General features: G+C 74.2%; 22 protein-coding genes. 10 read left to right on the forward strand and 12 right to left on the reverse strand.

Annotated features, from left to right (window positions below):
* Window positions 1-225: 225 nt before the first annotated feature.
* On the reverse strand, window positions 226-1347 hold the full coding sequence (locus ADK52_RS13050; RefSeq protein ID WP_053689943.1) for an LLM class flavin-dependent oxidoreductase: 1122 nt from the start codon (window positions 1345-1347) through the stop codon (window positions 226-228).
* 49 nt (window positions 1348-1396) lie between these two features.
* On the opposite strand from ADK52_RS13050, the gene ADK52_RS13055 reads away from it, so the two are divergent.
* Both ADK52_RS13055 and ADK52_RS13060 read left to right on the forward strand, forming a co-directional pair.
* Entirely contained in the window at window positions 1397-2044 is a 648-nt protein-coding gene (locus tag ADK52_RS13055; protein ID WP_053689944.1) for a PadR family transcriptional regulator, read from the forward strand.
* A gap of 188 nt (window positions 2045-2232) precedes the next feature.
* Window positions 2233-2922 (forward strand): glycerophosphodiester phosphodiesterase, encoded by a 690-nt coding sequence (locus ADK52_RS13060; RefSeq protein WP_053689945.1) that lies wholly within the window; start codon window positions 2233-2235, stop codon window positions 2920-2922.
* 18 nt (window positions 2923-2940) lie between these two features.
* Here ADK52_RS13060 and ADK52_RS13065 read toward each other — a convergent pair whose 3' ends face one another.
* Window positions 2941-3480 carry a GNAT family N-acetyltransferase gene (locus tag ADK52_RS13065; protein ID WP_053689946.1) on the reverse strand — a complete coding sequence of 180 codons (540 nt, stop codon included), beginning with the start codon at window positions 3478-3480 and terminating at the stop codon, window positions 2941-2943.
* Window positions 3481-3627: 147 nt separating this feature from the next.
* On the opposite strand from ADK52_RS13065, the gene ADK52_RS13070 reads away from it, so the two are divergent.
* The 3 genes from ADK52_RS13070 to ADK52_RS13080 all read left to right on the forward strand — a co-directional run bounded on the left by ADK52_RS13070 (window position 3628) and on the right by ADK52_RS13080 (window position 6059).
* Window positions 3628-4155, forward strand: coding sequence for a DUF5134 domain-containing protein (locus ADK52_RS13070; RefSeq protein ID WP_053689947.1), 528 nt, complete (start codon window positions 3628-3630; stop codon window positions 4153-4155).
* A gap of 91 nt (window positions 4156-4246) precedes the next feature.
* A complete protein-coding gene (locus ADK52_RS13075) occupies window positions 4247-5185 on the forward strand; it encodes a M56 family metallopeptidase (RefSeq protein WP_053689948.1) in 939 nt (312 codons plus the stop codon).
* Window positions 5186-5429: 244 nt separating this feature from the next.
* Window positions 5430-6059 carry a TetR/AcrR family transcriptional regulator gene (locus ADK52_RS13080; RefSeq protein WP_053689949.1) on the forward strand — a complete coding sequence of 210 codons (630 nt, stop codon included), beginning with the start codon at window positions 5430-5432 and terminating at the stop codon, window positions 6057-6059.
* Between the two features lie 21 nt (window positions 6060-6080).
* Here the strand turns inward: ADK52_RS13080 and ADK52_RS13085 are convergent, their stop codons facing one another.
* Complete coding sequence (locus tag ADK52_RS13085; RefSeq protein WP_053689950.1) at window positions 6081-7568, reverse strand: LVIVD repeat-containing protein; 1488 nt, start codon at window positions 7566-7568, stop codon at window positions 6081-6083.
* A 92-nt stretch (window positions 7569-7660) separates the two neighbouring features.
* On the opposite strand from ADK52_RS13085, the gene ADK52_RS13090 reads away from it, so the two are divergent.
* Together ADK52_RS13090 and ADK52_RS13095 are read left to right on the forward strand one after the other, a co-directional pair.
* Window positions 7661-8317 carry a DUF305 domain-containing protein gene (locus ADK52_RS13090; RefSeq protein WP_053689951.1) on the forward strand — a complete coding sequence of 219 codons (657 nt, stop codon included), beginning with the start codon at window positions 7661-7663 and terminating at the stop codon, window positions 8315-8317.
* 52 nt (window positions 8318-8369) lie between these two features.
* Complete coding sequence (locus tag ADK52_RS13095; protein ID WP_053689952.1) at window positions 8370-9731, forward strand: FAD-dependent oxidoreductase; 1362 nt, start codon at window positions 8370-8372, stop codon at window positions 9729-9731.
* Between the two features lie 50 nt (window positions 9732-9781).
* On the opposite strand, the gene ADK52_RS13100 is transcribed toward ADK52_RS13095, so the two are convergent.
* The 3 genes from ADK52_RS13100 to ADK52_RS13110 all read right to left on the reverse strand — a co-directional run bounded on the left by ADK52_RS13100 (window position 9782) and on the right by ADK52_RS13110 (window position 12849).
* Entirely contained in the window at window positions 9782-10129 is a 348-nt protein-coding gene (locus ADK52_RS13100) for an ArsR/SmtB family transcription factor (RefSeq protein ID WP_053689953.1), read from the reverse strand.
* Window positions 10130-10228: 99 nt separating this feature from the next.
* Window positions 10229-11380, reverse strand: a complete 1152-nt coding sequence (locus ADK52_RS13105; protein WP_053689954.1) for an NADH:flavin oxidoreductase/NADH oxidase — start codon at window positions 11378-11380, stop codon at window positions 10229-10231.
* A gap of 80 nt (window positions 11381-11460) precedes the next feature.
* The gene (locus ADK52_RS13110; RefSeq protein WP_053689955.1) at window positions 11461-12849 is read right to left on the reverse strand and encodes a wax ester/triacylglycerol synthase family O-acyltransferase; all 1389 of its coding nucleotides are present in this window, start codon (window positions 12847-12849) and stop codon (window positions 11461-11463) included.
* A 212-nt stretch (window positions 12850-13061) separates the two neighbouring features.
* On the opposite strand from ADK52_RS13110, the gene ADK52_RS13115 reads away from it, so the two are divergent.
* The 3 genes from ADK52_RS13115 to ADK52_RS13125 all read left to right on the forward strand — a co-directional run bounded on the left by ADK52_RS13115 (window position 13062) and on the right by ADK52_RS13125 (window position 15918).
* Complete coding sequence (locus ADK52_RS13115) at window positions 13062-14153, forward strand: WD40/YVTN/BNR-like repeat-containing protein (RefSeq protein WP_053689956.1); 1092 nt, start codon at window positions 13062-13064, stop codon at window positions 14151-14153.
* Window positions 14154-14176: 23 nt separating this feature from the next.
* On the forward strand, window positions 14177-14863 hold the full coding sequence (locus tag ADK52_RS13120; protein WP_053689957.1) for a uracil-DNA glycosylase: 687 nt from the start codon (window positions 14177-14179) through the stop codon (window positions 14861-14863).
* Window positions 14864-14997: 134 nt separating this feature from the next.
* On the forward strand, window positions 14998-15918 hold the full coding sequence (locus ADK52_RS13125; protein ID WP_078988287.1) for a sirohydrochlorin chelatase: 921 nt from the start codon (window positions 14998-15000) through the stop codon (window positions 15916-15918).
* A gap of 123 nt (window positions 15919-16041) precedes the next feature.
* On the opposite strand, the gene ADK52_RS13130 is transcribed toward ADK52_RS13125, so the two are convergent.
* The 6 genes from ADK52_RS13130 to ADK52_RS13155 all read right to left on the reverse strand — a co-directional run bounded on the left by ADK52_RS13130 (window position 16042) and on the right by ADK52_RS13155 (window position 23962).
* Complete coding sequence (locus ADK52_RS13130; RefSeq protein WP_053690018.1) at window positions 16042-17121, reverse strand: lactonase family protein; 1080 nt, start codon at window positions 17119-17121, stop codon at window positions 16042-16044.
* A gap of 122 nt (window positions 17122-17243) precedes the next feature.
* A complete protein-coding gene (locus tag ADK52_RS13135; protein WP_053689959.1) occupies window positions 17244-18380 on the reverse strand; it encodes a nitric oxide synthase oxygenase in 1137 nt (378 codons plus the stop codon).
* Between the two features lie 237 nt (window positions 18381-18617).
* Window positions 18618-20111 (reverse strand): FUSC family protein, encoded by a 1494-nt coding sequence (locus tag ADK52_RS13140; RefSeq protein WP_053689960.1) that lies wholly within the window; start codon window positions 20109-20111, stop codon window positions 18618-18620.
* A gap of 274 nt (window positions 20112-20385) precedes the next feature.
* Window positions 20386-21027, reverse strand: coding sequence for a class I SAM-dependent methyltransferase (locus ADK52_RS13145; RefSeq protein ID WP_324615911.1), 642 nt, complete (start codon window positions 21025-21027; stop codon window positions 20386-20388).
* A gap of 91 nt (window positions 21028-21118) precedes the next feature.
* Window positions 21119-23320: an FUSC family protein gene (locus ADK52_RS13150; protein ID WP_078988288.1), complete on the reverse strand. Its 2202-nt coding sequence runs from the start codon at window positions 23318-23320 to the stop codon at window positions 21119-21121.
* Window positions 23321-23368: 48 nt separating this feature from the next.
* Entirely contained in the window at window positions 23369-23962 is a 594-nt protein-coding gene (locus ADK52_RS13155; protein ID WP_053689962.1) for a histidine phosphatase family protein, read from the reverse strand.
* Window positions 23963-24053: the final 91 nt, after the last annotated feature.

A 24053-nucleotide genomic window follows, 5' to 3' on the forward strand; every position in this document is an offset into this window, starting at 1 on the left:
TCACTTCCTCCACAGGAGAACCTCGCGTCAACACAGCGTATGCGTGCGGGCCTGTCCTGCTCAAGGGCCTGCGCGGGAAATTATCCTGCGCGACCCCTACTGACACCGTAATTCTTCCCGCCGTCCACGGGAGGAGCGAGCGCTTCGCCCCTTTCGCGCCCTGTCACCCCTACCCGCCGGCCCTTCGGGCGGCCACCTGAAGGGCCGGCGGGTGACGTCCGTCACTCAGGCGGCGCGGAAGTGCGGGATGACCTTCCCGCCCCACTGCCGCAGCGTTTCCAGACAGGCCTCCTGCGGCACCGTGCCCATCTGGATCAGGCACATGATCTCGTCCGCGCCCGCCTCCTTGAGCCGCTGCACGTACGCGATGGCGTCGTCGGCGCTCCCGTACGCGTGGTCGGCGTGGAAGGTCGCCGTCGACGTGGGCCGCACCGGGATCGCCTGCTCGTGCAGCCGGGCCACCACCTGCTCGGCCGCCGTGCGCATCTGCGCCGCCTCGTCGGCGCCCGCGACGACGGCCTCGTCCGGGACGCCGGCGCCGCCGTACCAGTGGCCGATGGACTGCGCGAAGAACCGCTGGCCGCGGATGCCGATCCGGCGCGCCTCGGCCGGATCGTCGAGCACGATGGTCGGGCAGAGCACCGAGAAGTGGTCGTTGACCGCGGTGGAGACGAAGCGCGCACCGTCCCGGCCGGCCACCGCCCCGTCGTACACGGCCCGCATCCCGGCGATGGACTCCGGCCCGGCGAAGCCCATCACCAGGGCCCCGACGCCCAGTTCGGCGGCCTGCACGAGGGTCTCGGCGCGGCTGCACGCCAGGAACAGCGGCGGATGCGGGGTCTGCCGCGGCCGCGGCAGGATCGGGTGCGGGTCGATGTCGATCAGCTCGCCGTGGTACTCCAGCTCCTCCTCGCGCCAGGCCTGGCCGATGATCCGCAGCGCCTCCTCCACCTCCTGCGCGGTGCGCTCCCGGTCGACCCCGCACAGGGAGGTCTCCTGCTCGGTGCCGCCGCGCCCGGCGCCCAGGTCGAGGCGGCCGCCGGAGAGCAGGTCGAGCATGGCGGCCCGCTCGGCCACCCGGACCGGGTGGTTGAAGTGGAAGGGCATGCAGACGACCCCGTGGCCGATGCGTATGGTGTCCGTCCGGGCCGCGACCCAGGTCAGGAAGACCTCGGGCGCCGACATGTGCGCGTACCACTTCAGGGAGTGGTGCTCGACGGCCCAGATCCGGTCGAATCCCATCTGCTCGGCGAGCACGGCCTGCTCCACGCAGTCGTGGATGACCTGGTGCTCCCGCTCCACGGTCGGGTCGGCGAGCTGAGCTTCGAAGATCACGGAGAATTTCACGATGCCTCCAGGGTTGCGTCCCGTGCCCGGCCTTACTTCAATTCGGAATATGACTAGTAGTCAGACGTCGAAGAAGCAAGAGCTACCGGCGACCGCATGGGCCGTGCTCGGGCTGCTGTCCTTCCCCGGGGAGCGCACCGGTTACGAGCTGAAGAAGTGGGCGGACTCCTCCCTGCGCTTCTTCTACTGGTCCCCGGCCATCAGCCAGATCTACGCCGAACTGCGCCGTCTGGAGGAGCTCGGGTACGCGGCCTCCGCACGCTCGGGACCGGAGGAGGCCCGGGCCAAGCGCCGCTACGCCATCACCGACGCGGGGCGCGCGGCCCTCGCCGGATGGGCCTCGGACACCGCGGAGGCCGGACCGCCGGTGCTCAAGCACGGGCTGCTGCTGCGGATCTGGCTGGGCCACCTCGCCGAGCCGGAGCTGCTGCGCGCGATGGTCGGCGACCACTTGGAGCGCACCCGGGGCGAACTGGCCGCCGTACGCGAGGCCATGGAGCAGGCGGGCGGCGTACCGCAGTGGGCCTTCCCCGCGCTCGCGCTGCGCTGGAGCGAGCGGCAGCACCTGGCCGAACTGGAGCTGGGCGAGGCCCTGCTGGCCGATCTCGCGGAGCTGGACGCGGCCGGTACGGGGTCCTCGGCCGGAGCCGCGGCCACCGATCGTCAAGGCGGCGGGGACGCGCCCACGCCCGGGTGACGCGACAGGGCCGCCACGGCGCGCGCGGCGGCGTACAGCCTTGGCGGGAACCGGCCGAAGGCCCCGTTCCGGGCGCTGCACGGGCGGTCCCATCGCATCCCCGGCGCACTAGCATGCGTCCTCACCGCCCGGCCGGTAGGGACACCGCGACCGTGCGGCGAGCCGCCGTCGACGGAAGCGAGAGAACCTTGACTTTCCTCACCATCGGTCACCGCGGGGTCATGGGTGTCGAACCGGAGAACACCCTGCGGTCGTTCGTCCGCGCGGAACGTTCCGGGATGGACGTCATCGCGCTGGATCTGCAGCTGAGCAAGGACGGCGTGCTCGTCGTCCTGCACGACGCCGAGGTGGACCGCACCACCGACGGCTCCGGAGCCGTCGCCGATCTGACCCTGGCCGCGCTGCGCGAGCTGGACGCCGGCCACGGCGAGCGCGTGCCGGTCTTCGAGGAGGTCCTGGACGCGGTCCGGACCCCGCTCCAGGTGTCGGTCCAGGACGGGCCGGCCGCGGCGGCGCTGGCGGAGCTGGTGCTGCGCCGTGACCTGAGCGCACGGGTGGAGGTGGCCTCCTTCCGCGACGAGGTGCTCGCCGGGACGGCCCGGCTGCTCCCGGGGGTGCGGACCGTGCTCCACTCGGATCTGGCCGGCGGGGCGCCGGGCGTCGTGGCCCGGGCCCGGGCCTGCGGCGCGCACGAGGTCGCCCTGAACATCCGCGAGCTCACCCTGGACACGGTCGAGCGCGTGCACGCGGCCGGGCTGCGGGTGACCGGCTGGACCGTCAACACCCTGCAACAGCTGCGGGTGGCGCGGGCGCTCGAACTGGACGGCGCGGCCACCGGCTTGCCGGAGATCCGCAGCACCGGCCGGTTCATCGCCTGACGGCGGCTCCCGCGCCCGCTACAGCGGCTTGACCAGCAGCTCGAAGGCCAGGTCGGCGCGGAGCGGGACGCCGAAGCGCTCGTCGCCGTAGGGGAAGGGGCTCAGTTCGCCGGTGCGCCGGTATCCGCGGCGCACGTAGTACGCGATGAGCTCCTCCCGTACGTTCACCACCGTCATCCGCATCTCCTTGGCGCCCCACGTCTCGCGGGCGCGGCGCTCGGCCTCGGCGAGTATCTCCTTGCCGAGGCCGCCGCCCTGCAGCCCCGGGCGGACCGCGAACATCCCGAAGTAGGCGTGGTCGCCCCGGTGTTCGAGCTGGCAGCAGGCGACGAGCTCGCCCGCGCGCTCGACGACGAGCAGGACGCCGTCGGCGGAGTCGATGATCGCGCGGACCCCGTCGGGGTCGGTGCGCTGCCCGTCCAGGTAGTCCGCCTCGGTGGTCCAGCCGGCGCGGCTGGCGTCCCCGCGGTAGGCCGACTCGACCAGGAGCACCAGTTCCGGTACGTCCGTCTCCACGGCGCTGCGGAAGTTCAGGGCGGTGGGGTGGGCGGTCGACATCGAGGGCTCCCGTTCTGCTCGGTGGCATATGACATGCCCGGTGCGGCAAGGAGAGCCTAACCCGGGGCGGCGTGCGGGCGTCCGGGCCGGGGCATCTCTTCCCGTGACGCCGACGAACCGGGAGGTTCCGCCGTGCACGGTCCCGCGATGTCCCTTTCCGCTTCCCTCTCCGCCTGGCTGCTCGTCCTGCTCTGCGCCGCGAGCGGTGCGTACTGCCTGTGGCGGGTGCGCAGCGCGGAGCGGGAGGCGCGCGGCGGGGCGGCGGGCGAGGCGCTGATGGGGTTCGGGATGGCGGTGATGGCCGTGCCCCCGGGCATCGGGCCGTGGGGGCCCGGGATCCTGCTGGCCGTCTTCTGCGGGGCCGTGCTGCACGCGCTGTGGCTGCTGCGGGACGGGGTGCACCACGCGCACCACCTGGTCGGATCGCTGGCCATGGCGTACATGGCGCTGACGATGACCGGCGGGCACGGGCACGGCGGGGGCCCGCCGCTCGTCACCGGGGCACTGCTCCTCTATTTCGCGGGGTACGTGCTGCTCGGCGGGGCCCGGCTGGTGACGGCGGGCGGGGGTGCGCCGCCGGTCGCGGGCGGGCCTCCCGCGAAGGCGGCGGAGCTGACGCGGGCGTGCCGACTCGCCATGGGGATGGGGATGTTGGCGATGCTGCTGAGCCTGTGAGGCTCTGGGAGGCGGAGGGCAAACGTGTCCTGCGTCACCAATCACGAAAGGCCGTACCCGCAGGTAGCCCCGCGCTCATAGGCTGGCGGACATGATGGTCCCCGCCGCACTCCTGTTGCTCGGCGCCCTGACCGCGGTGCTCGCCCCCCGTCTGCTGGCCCGGGCCGAATGGCCGGAGCGGGAGCCCGTCGTCGCCCTGTGGGTGTGGCAGTGCGTGGTGGGCGCGGTGCTCCTGTGCTTCGCCCTGTCGATGCTGCTGAGCGCGGCCGCCGCCTGGCTGGCGGTGCGGGGCCGGCTCTTCGCGGCGGCCCCGCACGGGGTGGTCGACGCGTACGCGCTGGGCCCGACCGGCGGCCCGTGGGCGGTGGGGACCGCGCTGGCGCTGGCGGGCGGCGGGCTGTGGACCGGGGCCCGGCTGACCCGGGAGGTGCTGCGGGCCCGGTCCCGGCGCCGGGCGCAGGGCGCCGAGCTGCTCGTACGGGCGCCGCTGCTGCCCGGGGAGGACCCGGCCGGGGCGCGGCTCGTCGTCCTGGAGGGGACGCGGCCCGACGCGTGGTGGCTGCCGGGCGCGGCCCCGCAGCTGGTGGTGACCACGGCCGCGCTCGGACGGCTCAAGGGGAGCCAGCTGGACGCCGTACTGGCGCACGAGCAGGGGCACGCGCAGGCCCGGCACGACTGGCTGCTGCACTGCTCGCGGGCGCTGGCGGGCGGGTTCCCGCAGGTGCCGGTCTTCGCGGCGTTCGAGGCGGAGATGCACCGGCTCGTCGAACTGGCCGCCGACGACGTGGCCTCGCGGCGGTTCGGGAGGCTGACGATCGCGCTGGCGCTGGTCGGGCTCAACGAGGACCGGGGGGTGTTCGGGCCCTATCCGAGCCCGCAGCCGCACGTGTCGGAGCGGGTGCGGCGGCTGCTGTCGGCGGCGCCCCGGCTGTCGGCGGGCCGCCGGCTTCGGTTGACCGCACTGGCCACACTGGTCCCGGCGGTCCCGCTGGTCGTGGCCCTGATGCCGGGTCTGAGCGCACTCGCCTGAGCCCACTCGCCTGACCGTGCCGGCCTGAGCACTCCGGCCTGAGCGCGGACGCCTGGGCGCGGACGTCTGGGCGCACCCGGCTGATCGCACCGGAGCTGACACCGCCCGTCCGGGCGGCAGGCCGGAATCCGTCGCGCCCCGAGGTGTGGAAGTCCCTGCTCTGGGTGATCCCCCGCGTCACCCAGAGCAGGCGACCCCGTGCGCTGAGTATATTGGCTGGGAGCCAGTCAACGCAGGAGTAAGCATGTCCCCGCGCAGCGCATCGGTCAATGAAGAATTGCGCAGACGTTCCCGGGAGCGGCTGCTCCAGGCCACGGTCGAACTCGTCGCCGAACGCGGCTACGAGGCCACGACGCTCGGCGACATCGCCGACCGGGCGGGCAGCGCCCGCGGCCTGGTCTCGTACTACTTCCCGGGCAAACGGCAACTGCTCCAGTCGGCCGTCCACCGGCTGATGCACCTGACGCTCGGCTCGGCCCTGGAGCGCGAGCCGCGCAGCGACGACGGCCGCGAGCGGCTCGCCCGCGCGGTCGACGCGATCCTGGGGCTCGCCCGGGACGAGCCGCTGCTGATGCGGACCCACATGGCGGGCATCCTCCAGGCCGAGGGGTTCGTCCAGTGCCCGGAGCAGCAGCGGCTGGCGGAGCTGCTCCGGGACACGGTCACGCGGTACGGATCGGCGGACGTGGACACCGACTACCCGTTGCTGCGGGCCCTGCTGATGGGCGCGGTGGTCGCGGTCCTGCTGCCGGGGGCCCCGATGCCGCCGGCGCGGCTGCGGGCGGAGCTGTTCCAGCGCTACGGGCTGGACTGGGAGCTCGGCTTCCCGCCGGACGGCGGACCGCCCGGCGGAACGTTTCCCTCAGCGGGTTAGGGGGCGTCCGGCGGATCGTGCTCAGTGGTACTCGGGCTGGGTCTGCACGTTGAGCCGGTCCATCCACACCCGTTTCGCGCTCTCGGTGCGCCAGTCGTCGATCCGCAGCACGTCGAGGCCCTTGGCGATGTCGTTCGAGTAGATGTTCCCGTTGTAGTAGTACGCCGACCAGGACCCGCCGAGTCCGAGCTGGTCCGTGGTGAGCGGGCCGCGCTCGAAGTAGCCGATCTCCTTGGGCCGGGAGGAGTCGGTGAAGTCCCATATCGAGACGCCGCCCTGGTACCAGGACTGGACCATGATGTCGCGGCCGCCGCCGACCGGGATCAGCGAGCCGTTGTGCGCCACGCAGTTCTCGGTGTCGGCCTGGAGGCGCGGGATCTTGAAGTAGCTGCGGAAGACGAGTTTGCGCTGGTCACCGCGGCCGGTGATGTCGTAGATGCCGTCGGCCCCGCGGTTCGGGCCGGTGGCCTCGTTGCAGGTGGCGCCGCCCCCGCCGCCCAGCTCGTCGGTGAACACCACCTTGTCGGCCTTCTCGTTGAAGGTCGCGGAGTGCCAGAACGCGAAGTTCACGTTGTCCTGCACCCGGTCGATGACCCGCGGCTGCTCGGGCTTGCTGATGTCGAAGAGGATGCCGTCGCCCATGCAGGCGCCGGCGGCCAGCTTCTTCGACGGCAGCACGGTGATGTCGTGGCAGCCGGTCGTCTTGGAGACGCCGGGGTTGGCGGGCGCGCCCGGGTTGCCGCCGTCCGGGAAGAGGACGGGGAAGGCGACGACCGCCGCCTGCGTCGGGTTCTTCTTCGGGACCTTGATCACGGAGATGCCGTCGTGCGGCGGCTGGCAGTCGGGGAACGCCTCGTTCGGGGAGTACGAGGCCACGTAGAGGTAGATGTCGCGCTCGCCCGGCACCAGCGTGTGGGTGTGGGAACCGCAGTTGGTCTCCACGGACTTGATGTATTTGGGGTTCTTCTTGTCCTTGATGTCGAAGATCTTGATGCCCTCCCACGAGGACTTCTCCGTCGCGGGCTGCGAGACGCTGTTGCAGGAGTCGTCGCTGCGCGAGGAGTCGGTGGAGAGGAAGAGCAGGTCCCCCTGGACGGAGACGTCGTTCTGGCCGCCGGGGCAGAGCACCTGGCTGACCGTCTTCGGGGCCTTCGGGTTGCCGATGTCGTAGATGGTGAAGCCGTTGTAGTTGCCGGCGTAGGCGTACTTGCCCTGGAACGCCAGATCGGTGTTGATGACGCCCGGATAGGTGCTCGGGATGTTGGTCAGGTGCTTGACGTTGGCACTGTGCACGATCTCGTCCTGGCCGGGGATCTCGCCCGGGGCGAGTGCGCGCCCGCCCGCCGCCGGCTCGCCGCCCCGCGGGGCGGACCCGCCGGGCGATAAGTCCCCGGGATCGGGGGTGGCGGCGGCGGGACCGGCCGCGAACAGCGTGGCCAGCAGCCCGGCCGCGGCCACGGCCGCCCCCAGACTCCTGCGCCGCACTCTGGTGGTGTGCTTCGAGGTCACTGTGCCCTCCCATGGGAGCCCGATCGGTCCCGCTCGTGGTGTGAACGTGCCCGCCGGGGTACTGGAGCGGTCCCCGGCAGTATGTTCTCTTCATGGACATGGCAAAAGGGTTACTCGGCCGGACGACCGCGGCGGCCGTGGCCGCCGGGATCCTGCTCGCCCTGGCCGGCTGCGGCGGCGGGGACGGCGACGACGGGGCGAAGGAGGGCGGCGCCGCGGTCATCGCCCCCGGCAGACCTGGCGAGAAGGCCCGCACCCTCTCCCCCGAGGAGGCCGCGAAGCGGCAGCCGGACGACAGTCCCAACGCGGCCGACCGGGCCTACGTACGGCACATGGTCGAACACCACCGGCAGGCCCTCACGATGAGCGCACTGGCCCCGGACCGGGCCTCGGCGGATGCGGTCAAACGGCTCGCCGAGCGGATCTCGGCCGCCCAGCAGCCCGAAATCGGGGCGATGGAGAAGTGGTTGGCGCGCTACCCGGCACCCTCCGGGGCCCCCGCGGCCGGCCACGACCACGGCGCGATGCCCGGCATGGCGACCGAGCAGCAGCTCAAGGAGCTCGCCGGGGCGAAGGGCGCGGACTTCGACAGGCTCTTCCTCACCCTGATGACGGCCCACCACGAGGGCGCCGTCACGATGGCGGGCGAGGCGCTGGCCGCCGGAAACAACGGCGCGGTGGAGGAAATGGCCAACGAGGTGGTGGCCACCCAGACCGCCGAGATCCACCGGATGCGCGCGATGGGCTGACGGCCGCCGGGCCCGGTGGCATGCTGGGAGCACCTGCGGGAGGAGCTCCGCCGTGCTTCGTGTCGCCGTCGTCGGTTCGGGCCCCAGCGGGGTCTACGCCGCTCAGACACTCGTACAGCAGCGCGAGGTGCCGGGCGTGCGCGTCGACGTACTGGACCGGCTGCCCGCGCCGTACGGGCTGGTGCGCTACGGGGTGGCCCCCGACCACGAGAAGATCAAGTCGCTCCAGGGCAGCCTGCGCACCGTGCTGGAGGACGAGCGGATCCGCTTCCTCGGCAACGTCGAGGTCGGCGGGGCGCAGCTGTCCACCGCACGGCTGCTGGAGCTGTACCACGCGGTGGTGTACTGCGTGGGCGCCGCCCGCGACCGGCTGCTCGGCATCCCCGGCGAGGAGCTGGCCGGGGTGCACTCCGCAACCGCCTTCGTCGCCTGGTACAGCGGCCACCCGGACGCCGTGGCCGAGTCCTTCGACCTGCCCGGGGTGGGCTCGGCGGTGGTCGTCGGGGCGGGCAACGTGGCCGTGGACGTGACGCGGATGCTGGCCCGGGGCGAACCGGAACTGGCCCCTACCGACATGCCGCAGCCGGCGCTGGGCGCGCTCGCGGACAGCGGGGTGGAGTCGGTGTCGATGGTGGCCCGACGCGGGCCCTCGCAGGGCAAGTTCACCACCAAGGAGCTGCGGGAACTGGGCACGCTGCCGGGCGTGGCCGCCGTGGTGGACCCCGCCGAGCTGGCCCTCGACCCCGCGTACGCCGACCAGGACGCGGCCGCCGCGCTGCCCGCGGTGGCCCGGCGCAACCTGGAGGTGCTGCGCGGGTGGGCCGGACAGGACCCGGGCGGCGCACGGCGCCGGATCGGCCTGCGGTTCTACCTGCGCCCGGTGGAGGTGCTGGCCGGCCCCGGCGGCCGGGTCGCCGGGATGCGCTTCGAGCGGACCGCCCCGGACGGCCGCGGCGGGGTCACCGGGACGGGCTCGTACGAGGACGTCGAGGCGCAGCTGGTGCTGCGCTCGGTGGGGTACCAGGGGGTTCCGCTGCCGGGTCTGCCCTTCGACCCGGTGAAGGCCACCGTTCCGCACGCCGCCGGCCGGGTCCTGCGGGAGGGCCGGGCCTCGGTGGGCGAGTACGTGGCGGGCTGGATCAAGCGCGGCCCGACCGGGGTGATCGGCACCAACCGGCCCTGCGCCAAGGAGACGGCGTCCTCACTGCTCCAGGACGCGGCGGTGCTGGCCCGGCGGGAGCTGCCGGGCGACCCGCTGGACGCACTGCGGGCGGCCGGGCTGCACCCGGTGGAGTGGCCGGGCTGGCTGGCGATCGAGACGGCGGAGGCCGCTCTCGGGCGCTCGCTGGGCCGCCGCTCGGTGAAGATCCCGGACTGGCCGGGCCTGCTGGCCGCGGCGAACGCGGGCGCCTGAGCCGGAGCCGGGGCCGGGCCGGAACCCGACCGGCTGGTGCGCTCACGGCACTAGCCGGCCCGGCGCGCCTCTTCCGCGGCGGCCGCCGCGAGCACGCTGTCGAGGAGCCCCGGGAACAGGTCCTCCAGCTCCGCGCCGCGCAGGCCGTTCATCTTCGCCGTCCCCCGGTAGGTCTGGCGGACCACACCGGCCTCCCGCAGGACGCGGAAGTGGTGCGTGGTCGTCGACTTGGTGACCGGCAGGTCGAAGTACGAGCACGCCAGCTCGTCCGGCGTGGCCGCGAGGTCCCGCACGATCGACAGCCGGATCGGGTCCGAGAGTGCGTGCAGCACCGCTTCGAGCCGGATCTCGGCGAGCCCGGGGTGGGCGAGCGTACGGGTGGTGGCCGTATCCGTCACGTCTGCCCTCGTCTCGTCCGGCTGCCCTGTTCGTACGAGAACCACCGTAGTACATCGGCTGCCACCGGAAGGGACGCGCACCCGCGCTCCCGGCAGCGGCTACCAGGCACGGTGGTACGAGACGGGCACCCGTACCCCGGCGCCCGGTTCGGCGGCCCGCTCGGCTCCCAGTGCGGCGGCCGCGGTGCGGGCCCAGTACGGGTCGCGCAGCAGCTCGCGGCCGAGCAGGACCGCGTCCGCCTGCCCGTCGGCCAGGATCGCGCCCGCCTGCTCCGGATCGGTGATCAGCCCGACGGCGGCCACCGGAAGGCCGGTCCGGGCCTTGACCTCGGCCGCGAACGGCACCTGGAAGCCGGGCCCCGCCGGGATGTTCGCCTTCGGGGCCATCCCGCCGGTGGACACGTCCAGGAGGTCCACCCCGCGGCCTTGCAGCAGTGCGGCCAGCCGGACCGTGTCCTCGGAGGTCCAGCCGGACTCCTCCAGCCAGTCGGTGGCGGAGACCCGGAAGAACAGCGGCAGCTCCTCGGGCCACACCGCCCGTACGGCGTCGACGACTTCGAGCGCGAAGCGGGCCCGGTTCTCGAAGGAGCCGCCGTACGCGTCGGTGCGCCGGTTGCTCTCGGAGGAGAGGAACTGGCCGATGAGGTAGCCGTGGGCGCCGTGGATCTCGACGACCTCGTAGCCGGCGGCCAGCGCGCGCCGCGCGGCGGCCGCGAACTGCCCGGTGATCTCGTGGATCTCGGCGGTCGTCAGCTCGTGCGGCACCGGGTCGCCCTCGGCGAACGGCACCGGGCTCGGGGCGCTCGGCAGCCAGCCGTCCGCCTCGGGGCCGACGTATCCGCCGCCCTCCCAGGGCCGGCCGGTCGACGCCTTCCGCCCTGCGTGGGCGATCTGGATTCCCGGGACGGCGCCCTGGGCCTTGAGGAAGGAGGTGATCGGGCGCAGCGCCTCGACCTGCGTGTCGTTCCAGATGCCGAGGTCGTACGGGGAGATCCGGCCCTCCGGGGAGACGGCGGTCGCCTCCTGGAGGATCAGGCCGGTGCCGCCCACCGCGCGGGCCGCGTAGTGCGCGAAGTGCCAGGCGTGGGCCGCGCCCGCGTCCGGACCCGAGGCCGCTGCGACGTACTGGCACATCGGCGCCATCCAGATCCGGTTCCGCGCGGTGACCGAGCGCAGGGTGAGCGGCGCGAAGAGGGCCTCGGCGTGGGTGGCGGGGACGTGCGGGGCGGGGGCGATGGGGGCAGCACTCATGAAGGACTCTCCGGAGGTGGCCGGGCACGCCGCGGATCGGCGGCTTGTACGAGAGTCAGCGTACTACGATTCATCACGTACTACGAGACCTCTCGTACAAGCTCGTCGAGCTCGGCGCGCAGCGCCTCCGCGAGGGCCGCCAGGTCCGGCACGGCGGCCGCGTCCGCGACCAGGCCGTAGTGGACGGTGCCCTTGTACGTGGAGACCGCGACCGCGAGGGAGTGGCCGCGGGCGAGCGGGGCCAGGGGATAGACCTCGCGGACCCGGCTGCCACCGAGCGAGAAGGTGAAGCCGGGCAGCGGGACGCTCGTGACCAGGATGTCGAAGAGCATCCGGGCCGCCTGGGCGACCAGGGGGCCGCCGAGCCGGTGGCCGAGGGGGTGGACGTGGTCGGCGAGCAGGGCGACGGCCCCGGCGCCGCGGGCGGGTCCGGCCTCCTTGTTGCGGTCCATGCCGAGCCGCACCCGGTCCAGGCGCAGCAGCGGGTCCGGTTCGGCGAGCGGGAGACGGAGCAGGTAGCCGGAGAGCCGGTTGCCGTACTTCGCCGCGCCGCCGGGCCGGCGTCGGGATACCGGTATCAGGGCGCGCGGACCGGGCCCCTCGGGCTCCGGGTCGCCGCGGCCCAGCAGCCAGCGCCGCAGGGCGCCCGCGACCAGGGCGATCAGCACGTCGTTGACGGTGCCTCCGGCGACCTTCCGGATGCGGTTGACGTCGTCGAGGTCGAGCGCCAGGCCGGCGACCGCGCGGGTGCCGGTCTGCGCCGGGACGGCGGTCAGGGCCGCCGGGACCCCGAGGGGCAGTCCGGCGCGGGCCACGGAGGCGCCGATCTCCAGGGCCTGGCCGACGTCCTGGACCCGGGCGGCCAGCATGCCGGGGAGGTTGCGCAGGGCGGAGCCGGCGGCCGGCCGCGCTGCCGGGACCGGTCGCGCGGGACCCCGTACGGTCGGGCCCTCGTCGAAGAGCAGGGCCGCCAGCGCCAGGGCCCCGAGCCCGTCGGCGAGGGCGTGGTGGAACTTGAAGAGCACCGCGAACGAGCCCGGATCGGGCCCGGCCAGGACGTGCGCCTCCCAGGGCGGCCGGCCCCGGTCCAGCGGCCGCGCCATCAGGGGCCCGGCGGCGGCTCGCGGGTCGGGGGTGCGGACGAGGAACACGTGCCGGGCGGGATCGAAGTCCGCGTCGGGCGACCAGGCGGCGGCGCCGATGGGCAGCAGCACGTCGTGGATGCGGCGGCGCAGGCCGGGAACGGCCGCGCAGCGGGCGGTGAGCAGTGCGGCGGCGCGGACGGCGGGGTCGGGGCCGGGGTCGGGGTCGGCGCCGGGGCGTGCGCCGGGGCCCGCCTCGGGGTCGATGCCGGGAGTGTCCCGCGGGGCGGCTTCGAAGACCGCGAGGGCGCCGAGGTGCATGGGATGGGCGGCGGATTCGATCCGCCAGAAGGCGAGGTCGAGCGGTGACAGGTGCTCGGTGGCCACGTATTGCCTCTCGCGTGCGGTGGCAGAGGTGGAAGTCAACCCCTTACGGCCTCCTACGATCAAGTAGCCACCCTTTGGATACGCCTGTTGATCGATGGCGACCGACTGCTCGGCCCAGCGGAACGGCGGACCGGCCGCTGTCGGCGGCCGGGTGCAGACTGGCTGGAAACGGTACGCGGAGACCGGGACGACGAAGTCCGGAGGTGTCGGCCATGTCCGAGGTGATCCTGCTCGCGGGGACCCGCAAGGGCCTGTTCATCGGCCGCAGGCGGGGCGGCGGCGCCTGGGAGCTCGACGGTCCCCATTTCAACGCCCAGGCCGTCTACGCCGTCGCGGTCGACCGGCGGGGACCCGTGCCCCGGCTGCTCGTCGGCGCCGACAGCTCGCACTGGGGGCCGTCGGTGTTCACCTCGGACGACCTGGGGGCGAGCTGGCACGAGCCCGCCGCCCCCGCCGTGAAGTTCCCCAAGGACACCGGGGCCTCGCTGGAGCGGGTCTGGCAGCTGCATCCGGCCGGCCCCGAGGCGCCGGACGTGGTGTACGCGGGGACGGAGCCGGCCGCACTGTTCCGCTCGACGGACCGCGGGGAGTCCTTCGAGCTGGTCCGCCCGCTGTGGGAGCACCCGAGCCGGGGGAGCTGGGTGCCGGGAGGCGGCGGCGAGGGCCTGCACACGGTGGTGACGGACCCGGCCGACCCCGCCAGGGTGACGGTGGCGGTGTCCACGGCAGGGGTGTTCCGGACCCTGGACGGCGGTGCCCGCTGGACCCCGTCCAACGACGGCGTATCGGCGGTGTTCCTGCCGGATCCGCATCCGGAGTTCGGCCAGTGCGTGCACAAGATCGCCCAGGACGCCGGGGACCGGAAGCGGCTGTACCTGCAGAACCACTGGGGCGTGTACCGCAGTGACGACGCCGGGGCGCGGTGGACCGACATCGGCGCCGGCCTGCCCTCCGACTTCGGCTTCGCGGTGGCCGCACACCCGCACCGGCCGGACACCGCGTACGTCTTCCCGCTCAACGCCGACTCCGACCGGGTTCCGGCGGAGCACCGTTGCCGGGTGTTCCGTACGCGGGACGCGGGCGCGAGCTGGGAACCGCTCACGCGCGGGCTGCCGGCCGGGGACCACTACGGGACGGTGCTGCGGGACGCCCTGTGCACGGACGACGCGGACCCGGCGGGGGTCTACTTCGGCAACCGCAACGGCGAGTTGTACGCCAGCGGCGACGACGGGGACAGCTGGCAGCTGCTGGCCGGGCACTTGCCCGACGTCCTGTGCGTACGGGCGGCGGTCATCGCTCACTGAATCGGCCAGTAGAGTGACTGGCTGTGGCAGCACGACCGTTGAACGAGATCGTCGAGCCGGGCTGGGCCCGGGCTCTGGAGCCGGTGGCGGCGCAGATCGCCGCGATGGGCGACTTCCTGCGCGCCGAGATCGCCGCGGGCAGGACGTACCTGCCCGCCGGGGCGAACGTACTGCGCGCCTTCCAGCAGCCCTTCGACGAGGTGAAGGTGCTCATCGTCGGCCAGGACCCGTACCCCACCCCGGGGCACGCGGTGGGCCTGTCCTTCTCGGTGGCGCCCGACGTCAGTCCGTGGCCGCCCAGCCTCGACAACATCTTCCGCGAGCTGTACGCGGACCTCGGGGTGCCCCGGCCGGCGAACGGCGACCTGACCCCGTGGACGCGGCAGGGCGTGCTGCTGCTGAACCGTGCGCTGACCACCGCCCCGCGCAAGACCGGGGGTCACCGCGGCAAGGGCTGGGAAGCCGTCACCGAGCAGGCCATCCGGGCGCTGGCCGCGCGCGGGAAGCCCCTCGTATCGGTGCTGTGGGGCCGGGACGCCCGCAACCTGCGGCCGCTGCTCGGCGAGCTGCCGGCCGTGGAGTCCGTCCACCCCTCCCCCATGTCCGCCGCCAACGGGTTCTTCGGGTCGCGGCCGTTCAGCAGGACCAACGACCTGCTGGTCCGCCAGGGTGCCCAGCCGGTGGACTGGCGGCTTCCGGCCGCCGGTTGATCTCTCGCTTTGACCGCTCGGTTGATCTTTCTGTTGAACGGTATACGACATTCCACGGATAAATACGGACAGAAGCCGCCCGTTGAGGCCCTGCCCGAACACTCGGTTCCGATAAGCCAGTAGCATGCGGCGCCATGAGCTCCCCCACTGGGCCCGCGAATGGCCTGCCCGTACGAATGCCGCGACCCCGCCCTGCCGGACGGCACCGCCGACCCGAGCCCGCGGTGGCGCCCGAGGGCGCGCCCGCGCTGGTGCTCGCCGTGCCCGGTGCCCCTTCCGCCGCCTCTCGGGGGCTCGCGGAAGAGATCGTCAGCATCGGCCGCTCCGAGCTGCCGGGCCTGGACGCCCGCATCGGCTTCCTCGAGGGCGATGACACCGAGGGGTCCGAGTTCCCGGCCCTCTCCCGCGTGCTGACCTCGGTCGCGACCGAGCGCATCGCCCGCGCGGAGTTCGCCCGCGCCGCCGGCCACGAGGTACCCGCGCCGACCGGCCCGGACGCCGTGGTCGTCCCGCTGCTGGCCGGCCCCGACGCCGACCTGCTGCGCCGGATGCGCCAGGCCGTCATGGACTCCTCGGCCGCAGCCGAGCTGGCCGAGGTGCTCGGCCCGCACCCGCTGCTCGCCGAGGGCCTGCACGTGCGGCTCTCCGAGGCCGGACTGGCCCGCGCCGACCGCGCCCGGCTGTTCACGGTCACCACCGCCGCCGACGGCATCATCGTGGCCACCACCGGCGGCGAGGAGGCCGTCCAGGCCGCCGCGGTCACCGGCATGCTGCTGGCCGCGCGCCTCGCGGTGCCCGTCAAGGCCGCCGCCCTCGACCAGGAGGGCTCGGTGGCCGCGGTCGCCGAGCAGCTGCGCAGCGAGGGCTCGACGCAGCTCGCGCTCGCCCCCTACCTGATCGGCCCGGAGGCCGCCGAGGGGCTGCTGGACACGGCCTGCAAGGAGGCCGACTGCGCGGCCGCCGAGGTGCTCGGGGCCTACTCGGCGCTCGGCAAGCTGGTCGTCACCCAGTACTCCGCGGCGCTCGGCATCACCCAGGGCGCCGCTGCCCACTGATCCCGCACAGATCCGCTCGTACGAGGGCCCGTGCCCCGAGGGTTCAACCCCCGGGGTACGGGCCCTCGTCCGTGCGTACGCGGACGGCGGGCAGGGCGACGGCAGCGGGCAGCGGGCAGCGGATCAGGCGAAGACCACGCAGGTCGCGGCCGGCACCGCCACCGATCCGGCCCGGCGCGGCTGCCCGGTCAGGGGGTCGACGTCGAACCAGGTGACGTCCCCGGAGCGCTCGTTGGCCACGTACAGCCGGCGCCCCGTAGGGTCGGCGGCGAGGTCCCGCGGCCAACTGCCGCCACACTCCACGCCGCCCACCAGCCGCGGCTTCTCGGCCCCGTCGGCGAGCGAGAGCGTGGCGATCGCATCGGCGCCGCGCACGGCCGCCCACACGAAGCGGCCGTCGGGCGAGGCCACCACGGCCGACGGGTAGGCCCGTACGGCCCCTGGAGCGGCCGTGGACGCGACCGGAACCTCATCGATCGGTTCCAGTTGCCCGGAGCCGGCGTTCCAGCGGCAGACGGTCAGCTGCGGCTCCAGCTCGTGCAGGACGTAGACCACCTCGCCGCCCGGATGGAAGGCGAGGTGGCGCGGGCCCGTCCCGGCACGCAGCACGGTCTCGCCGTGCAGGCGCAGCGCCCCGGTGGCCGGGTCCGGCGCGCAGACCCGGACCGAATCGGTGCCGAGGTCCACGCTGAGCACCCAGCGGCCGCTCGGGTCGGGCAGCACCTGGTGGGCGTGCGGCCGTTCCTGGCGGCTCGCGTCGGGGCCGGAGCCCTCGTGCGCGAGGACCGAGGCGGGGCCGGAGAAGCCGCCGTCCGCGGCGAGCGGGAGGCTGCTGACGCTGCCGGAGGTGTAGTTGGCGGTCAGCAGCCGGCGCCCGGCCACGCTGAGGTGGGTCGGTCCGGAACCGCCGACGCGGACGGCGGGGCCGAGGGCGGTCAGGCCGTCGGGGGTGGGGCGGAAGGCGGCCGCCGCGCCCTGCTCCGTCTCGCTCACGGCGTAGAGCACCCGGGTGCCCCGGTCGAGGGCGAGGTACGAGGGGTCCGCGACCGCGTCGGTCGTGGAGAGGAGGTTCAGCGCACCGGTCGCCGGGTCCACGGCCGCGGTGGTGATGCCGCGGCCGCCCCCCGAGGTGAACGAGCCGATGTGGGCCCGCGGTCCGCCACTCCGGCCGCCCCCGTCGCTCCTGCCGTCCGCCCTGTCCACGCCTGCCGCGCCGTCCGTGCCCGCCGTGCCGTTCACCAGATCCGTACCGTCCGCGCCGCCCACGGGATGCCCCTCTCCACCGTTCCGGATCGATCCGTGCGGAGCCGACGGTAACAGAAGGTCTAGACCAGATCCCGCCCTTGGGCGCGTTCCTGCGCGCCCGGGTGGTGCACGTACGCCGTCGAGCTCGGCCGGTCGTCGTACGTGCGGTGGAAGACCGGGGTCGCGGAGCCCGAGATCGGCGGCACGATCCAGGACCAGTCGGCGCCCACCTCCCGCCCCTTGCGCTCCTCGCGCTCCATGTGGCTGAGGAAGCGCCGGGATTCGGTGTGGTGGTCCGCGATGGTGACCCCGGCCCGGTCGAAGGAGTGCAGTACGGCCCGGTTGAGCTCGACGAGCGCGCGGTCCTTCCACAGCGAGCGGTCGCTGGCGGTGTCGAGGCCCAGGCGCCGGGCGACGGCGGGGAGGAGGTTGTACCGGTCGGTGTCCGCGAGGTTGCGGGCGCCGATCTCGGTGCCCATGTACCAGCCGTTGAAGGGCGCGGCCGGATAGTGGATGCCGCCGATCTCCAGGCACATGTTGGAGATGGCGGGGACGGCGTGCCAGCGCAGCCCCCAGTGCGCCCACCCGGCGTCGTCGGGGTGCTCGATCGGGACTTCCAGGACGGCGTCCGCGGGGGTGTCGAACCAGCGGGGCTTGTCGTCGACGCCCTGGACCACCAGCGGCAGCAGGTCGAAGGGGGTGCCCGCGCCCCCGGTCCAGCCGAGGCCGAGCAGGGCACTGGTGAGCGGTGCGTTGCGGGCGTCGCCCACGGTGACGGAGTGGTGGTCGCCGTATCCGGCGTACCGGACGAGCTGCTCGCTCCAGATCAGCGGGCCGGGGCGGTTCGGGGCGTCCGGTGCGAAGACGGTGATGGTGGGTCTGACCCGGCCGCCGTTGGTCGCGTCGCGCAGGTGCTCGAAGCACTCGGCGGCTATGTCTTCGGCTTCGGTGAGCTCGCGGCGGTCGCGCACCCGCAGCGAGTTCCAGTACAGCCTGCCGATGCAGCGGTTACTGTTGCGCCAGGCGACACGGGCCCCGTGGACGAGCTCCTGCGGGGTGTGCCGGTAGCTTCCGGTGTCCGCGAGCTCGGCCCGCACGGCGGCGAGCCGGGCCCGCGGATCACCCGCCTGCGGATTCTCCCGGTGGAAGAGTCGGATGAACTCCTCGGCCGCTTCCCACACTTGGGCTGTGGTCGAGCGCTGTTGAAGTATTTCCATCCCGGGCGGTTACCCCCTGTCCGACCAGATCCACCCTGTACGTGCCGGATGAATGTGCTACCAACAACCACCCGTTGTACATGCCGCAGGTCAGCGGCATACGGCACGCACGTCCGGAACAACTCCACCGGGTGATCTTCGGGCCATTGCCCTGCGGAGCGGCCCTGACGGGGCGTAGGATCCGCCGCCATGGGGCCGTGACCTCGTGGATCTCGTGGATCAGGCCGCGGGGACGGATCAGGCGCCGACGGCGAGGGGCGCGCGCGGGTCGGTGCGCAGGGGGGTGTGGAGGGCCGCGAGGGCGTGCTCCAGGCCGTGCAGGTGCACGAGGGCCGGCTCTGCGGCGGCGGGCCGGGGATGGGCCGGAACAGCGCGTTCCGCCGCGGCCCGAGGGGCGGTCAGCGCCTCCACGGCGCTCTCCACCCGCCAGCACGCGGCGGCCAGCCGGGCGTCGTGCGAGGCCTGCGGGTCGGCGGCGACGGCCACCAGTCCGCGCACCTCGCGGGCGCAGTCGTCGAGCAGCCCGAGGACCTGCCGGGCCCGGGCCTTGCGGGCGCGCAGCGGGCTCAGCGGGTGGACGAGGGGCGCGAGGGCCATCCGTACGCGGGCCAGCAGCAGTTCGAGTTCGGCGGCGTGCGGGGCGGGGTCGGCGTCGGGGTCCCCGGCGAGGCGGTCGAGGGCGGCCGCCGTGGAGGCCCGTACGCAGTGCAGGGCGCGCTGGATCCAGGCGTCGTTGGCGGCGTGCGTGGTCACCGGGAGGACGAGCACCACGGCGAGGGCCGCGCCCAGCGCGCCGATCGCGGTCTCCTCGAAGCGCAGGAGCAGCAGGCCGGGGTGCAGGACGCCGAGGAGCCCGTAGAGCAGTCCGGCCATGACGGTGACGAAGAACATCATCCAGGAGTACGAGGGCGCCGCGGTGTAGAAGATCCCGAAGACGCAGACGGCGACCAGGGCGGCGGTCGGCGCGGGCGCCCCGTGCAGGGGTACGGCGATCAGCAGCCCGGCGGCGATGCCGACGACCGTCCCGAGGACCCGGCGGAACCCGCGGACGAGGGTCTCGCCGCGGGAGGCGGTGTTGACGAAGATCCACCAGGCGGTGCCGACGGCCCAGTACCAGCGGTCGTCGGAGAGCGCCTGGCCGATGCCGAGCGCGAGCGCGCAGGCGGCGGTGGCCTGGAAGGCCTGCCGCGTGGTCGGCCGGGCCAGGCCGGTGCCGGGCAGGCCGGGCGGCGCGGCGGGCGGCGGGGTGCGCCGCTCGATCGGCCAGAGGACGAACCGCACCGCTCCGGCGGAGAGCAGCGCCAGCCCGACGGCGGCGTACAGCTCGGGCAGCTGGCCGGGGACGGCGTGCAGGAACTGCGTGACGAAGAACATCATGAAGCCGAAGATCCCGAGGGCGTGCCCGCGCGGTCCCCAGCGGCGGGCGTAGACCCCGGCGAACACGACGGCGAGGAAGGCGGCGTCCCGGGCGAGCGGCGTCCCGTGCAGGGTGGTGGCCAGCGCGAGGACGGGGAATCCGGCGACGGGCAGCAGGGCGCTGGTCACGCGCTGGGCCCGCACGGTCGCGTCGAGCACGGTGAACAGGGTGAGCAGGGCCGCCAGTCCCCCGGTGATGGAGGCGGTGAGGGAGAGACCGCAGAGCTCGGCCACGGTGACGGCGAGCCCGACGCCGAGCACGGCCCGCAGCGAGTTCCTCAGTCTCAGGCGCCCCGGATCCGGAGCCACGAACATCCTCTTCACGGCGGTGTGCCGCCCCCCTTGCAGTGGTGCGCGCCGGTCCGGCGTCCGCCCGGGGGTGGTGGGCGGCAGGCGGGCACGGCGAAGGCACCGCGCTCCGGTCCGGCCTCGTTGCCGCCCGGCGCTGCGCGGCGCCGTAAGTACATGGATACGACACAGATAAGCATCCGAAGGCCCACTGGCTCAACACAGCTCCTCTTCACTGGGCCATTGGCCCAGTACCGGAGGGTATTTTTCGGCCATCTGCGGCCAACGGACCAGCGCCCGGTCAGGCGGGGCGGCGGGCGTGGCAGAAGAAGTGCTCCTCGGGCTCGGCCCCCTCGGGCCGGAACAGCGCGGTGTGGTGCTCCAGCACCTCCAGCCCGGCCGCGCCCAGCAGCCGCAGGTGCTCCGCCGGGGACAGGCTGCTGACGGTGACCTCGTGCCCCATCCACACGATGTCGAGACCGCTGATGTCCCCCGGCACGGTGGCCAGTACGAAGTACCCGCCGGGCGCCACCCACGAGGCCATCCGCTCCAGGGCAGCGGCGATCTCCCGCTGGTCCATCACGAGCAGCGGGAAGAAGGAGCACACCGCGTCGAAGGGGCCCTCGGCGGGCGCGTACGTCCGGACGTCGGCCTGCTCGAAGCGGGCCTGCGGGACCCGGGAGCGTGCGAGGTCGACCATGTGCGCCGAGACGTCGATGCCGGTCACCGCGCAGCCGGCGCGCGCGAGCGCCTCGGCGGCCGGCCGGCCCGTACCGCTGCCGACGTCCAGCACGCGGGCGCCGGGGGCGAGGCGGGCGGTCAGCCAGTCCAGTGCGGCGAGCTGTCCGGGGACGTGCCCGAACACCTCCTCGTACCGTGCGCCGACGTCGTCGAAGACCTCTGCCGCGGACGTGCCGCCCTTCATCGGCTCCCCCACCGTCACCCTCGATTCGTGTGCGCGGCCGTCCGGCCGGTCCGGACGCCGTGGAGGTTCTGCCCGGCCCCGCGGCCGGGAAACGGCGGGGTCCCCGCGCTCACCCCGGGGACCGGGCCGCGGCGCTGCCCGACGCGAGGGTCTGGAGGTCCGATGTCAGGGAGTCCAGCCAGGCCGTCGTGGCGAAGTACGCGAGCCCGGCATCGGGCGGCGCCGCGTCGGTGGGCGCGGGCAGGGTGTCGGGAAGGAGGGCTTCGGGGGTTTCGGGCGCTTCGTGGGCTTCGTGGGCTTCGTGGGCTTCGTGGGCTTCGTGGCCGACCGGCGGGCCGTGCCGGGTCTTGCGCGGGGCGTCGGCCGCTGCCGCCGCGCGGCGCAGTCCGGCCGCCACCCGGGCCGCGTACTCCCGCAGTCCCGCCGCCTCGCCGCGCGCGAGCGGGGTCCCGTCGGCGCTGCCCAGCACCCGCCCGCCGCCCCAGAGCACGTGGTGCCCGGTCATCACCGCGGCCTGCCAGTCGGCGCCGGGCCCGACGGGGCGCTGCGTCTCGCTCTGGTACTGGGCGTACGCCGACTCCGCCATCGTCAGCGTGATCCGGACCCGGTGCTCCTCGTCCCCGGTGGGTTCCGGGAGCCGCCCGGGCGCCGCGACGACGGCGGTGGTCGACTCGACGTCGTCGGCGCAGGCGCGCAGCAGCCCGGCCACCGCCCGGCGCAGTTCGTCGTGGGCCCCGCGCGGCCAGGCGAACAGCCCGCACACGATCCCGATCGCGCTGCCGATGAGCACGTCCAGGAAGCGGACCTCGGCCAGCTGCCAGGTGACCGGGGACAGCTGGGCGAAGACGATGGCGACGACCAGCGTGAACAGGGCCTGCGCCCAGCCCACGCCCCGTACGGGACCGAGGGTGAAGGTGAGCAGCATCAGCGGCGCGAGCACGATCGCGTACAGGGTCGTCTCCTCGCGGGCCAGTGCGAGCACCGTCCCGGCGGCGAGCGCGCCCACGCAGGTGCCGATCAGCGCACTGCGCACGGTCTCCCGGGTCTGCACGGCGGTGGTCCGGGTGAGGCTGATGACCGCGAGCATGGCCCAGAAGCCGTGCGGCAGGGAGTCGAGCCCGGCCACGGTGCGGGCCACGGCGAGGGCCACCGCGATCCGTACGGCGTTCTGGAAGTGCACGGAGCGCGGCCCCGTGTGCGCGGCGAGCCGGTGCCACCAGAGGCGGGGGGCGCTCTGCCGGACGTACCAGAACCGGTCCGCCGCGTCCGCGTCCGGGTGCGCCCCGCGCCCCTCCACGGCGATCTCCGCCGACGTGCGGAGCGCCACGGCGGCGTCCGCGACCTCCAGCAGCGCGGCCTGCCGGCGGCGGGACTCGGGCAGTTCGGCCGGGGTACGGGCGTTGCGGGCGCGCAGGCGCAGCAGTTCGGCCGAGTCCGTCGCGGGCGGGCGCCCGTCGCGGAGCAGGGTGGAGGTCCCGGTCGCCGACTCCCGGACGGCGCCGAGGAGGTCGAGCCCGGCCCGTCTCGGCTCCCGCCCGGCCGCCGGTGCCGGCAGGTTCCGCAACCGGGAGAGCAGGGTGCGCGCGGCCAGCCCGGTGTGCGCCATGGCCCGCTCGCGCAGGCCCGGCCCGGCGGGCCGTTCCGCCTCCGGGACGTGGGAGGGGCGCAGCGCCTCGGTTGCCGCCCGGGCCCGGTCGGCGGCCGGAGCGGCCAGTACGTGGGGCGGCTGCCCCAACGCGGCGGCGCACCGGGCCGCTTCGGCAGCGGCGCCCGCGGCCCGCTCCGCGTACGTCACCGGGCGGGGGTCGGGCAGGATCCAGGCCTCGGCGAGGATCAGCAGCAGGAGGCCGGTGAGGGTGCCGACCAGCCGCTCGCCGAGGGTGTGCGGGAGGTACGGCGGGAAGCTCGGCAGGATGTACAGCAGTTGGAGCCCGGGCGCGGCACCGGCCGGCCGGGGGCCGGCCGCCGCCGAGAAGGCCAGGCAGAAGCCGACGACCGCCATGCCGAGGACCGCGGTCCAGGTCCGTACGGCGAGGATGGTGCCCAGGGTCACCAGGAAGCAGACCACCGGGAGCAGCTTGACCATGACGGCGGCCCGCTGCCGTCCGGTGCCCGGGATCCGGGCGAGCCCGGCCAGGGAGACGGCGGAGAAGAGGGCATAGGTCGCGCCGACGGGCCGGTCGAATCCGTACAGGAACACGAAGAAGGCGCCGCAGGCGGCGAGCGTGGTCCGGACGGCCCGGCGTGCGGCCGCCGGCACCGGGCCGGTGCCCGTCCGGAGTTCCCGTTCGAGTTCCCCAAGGGCTCGCACGTTCTCAGAATCCCACGGGGACGGCCGCACGACCTGGGGACGCGGGACTCAGGGGTGGGTGTTCCAGCCCGCGATCACCGGGAGGCCGTGTTCGGTGGACAGGAAGCTGACCGTGCCGGTGCGCAGCAGGAAGAGCCGGCCGTCCTGCGGGGGCAGGCCCAGGTAGCGGGCGGTCAGGACGCGCAGGAAGTGGCCGTGGGCGACGAGGACGACATCGCCGCGGTCCTCGGCGAGGACCGCGGCCGCCCGGGCCAGGGCCCGGTCCGCGCGGGCGCCGACCTGTGCGGCGTCCTCGCCGGGGTGTTCGGCGTCGCCGGGCGGGACGCCGTCGGTCCACAGGGACCAGTGCGGCCGGGTCTGCTTGATCTCGGCCGTGGTGATGCCCTCGTAGCCGCCGTAGTCCCATTCGTACAGGTCGGGGTCGGTGACGCCGCCGCCGAGTCCGGCGAGTTCGGCCGTGGCGACCGCCCGGCGCAGCGGGCTGGTCAACACCTGGGCGAAGTGCCGGTCGCGGAAGTACGGGGCCAGCGAGATGGCCTCCTCGACGCCGGCGGCGGTCAGCGGGATGTCGGTCCGCCCGGTGTGGCGCCCGTTGGCGCTCCATGCCGTCTCACCGTGTCTCACCAGCAACAAGTCGCTCATTCTCCGGACCATAAACCCTCCGGCATGTCGGCGCCGGAGGATTCCGGCCGTTCCGGGGCGGGACGGCGCGTCCGGGTACGGGCTCGGGTAC

Origin of the sequence: Streptomyces sp. WM6372, assembly GCF_001279655.1 — a bacterium.
In the GTDB taxonomy this organism is placed as follows: Bacteria; Actinomycetota; Actinomycetes; order Streptomycetales; family Streptomycetaceae; genus Streptomyces.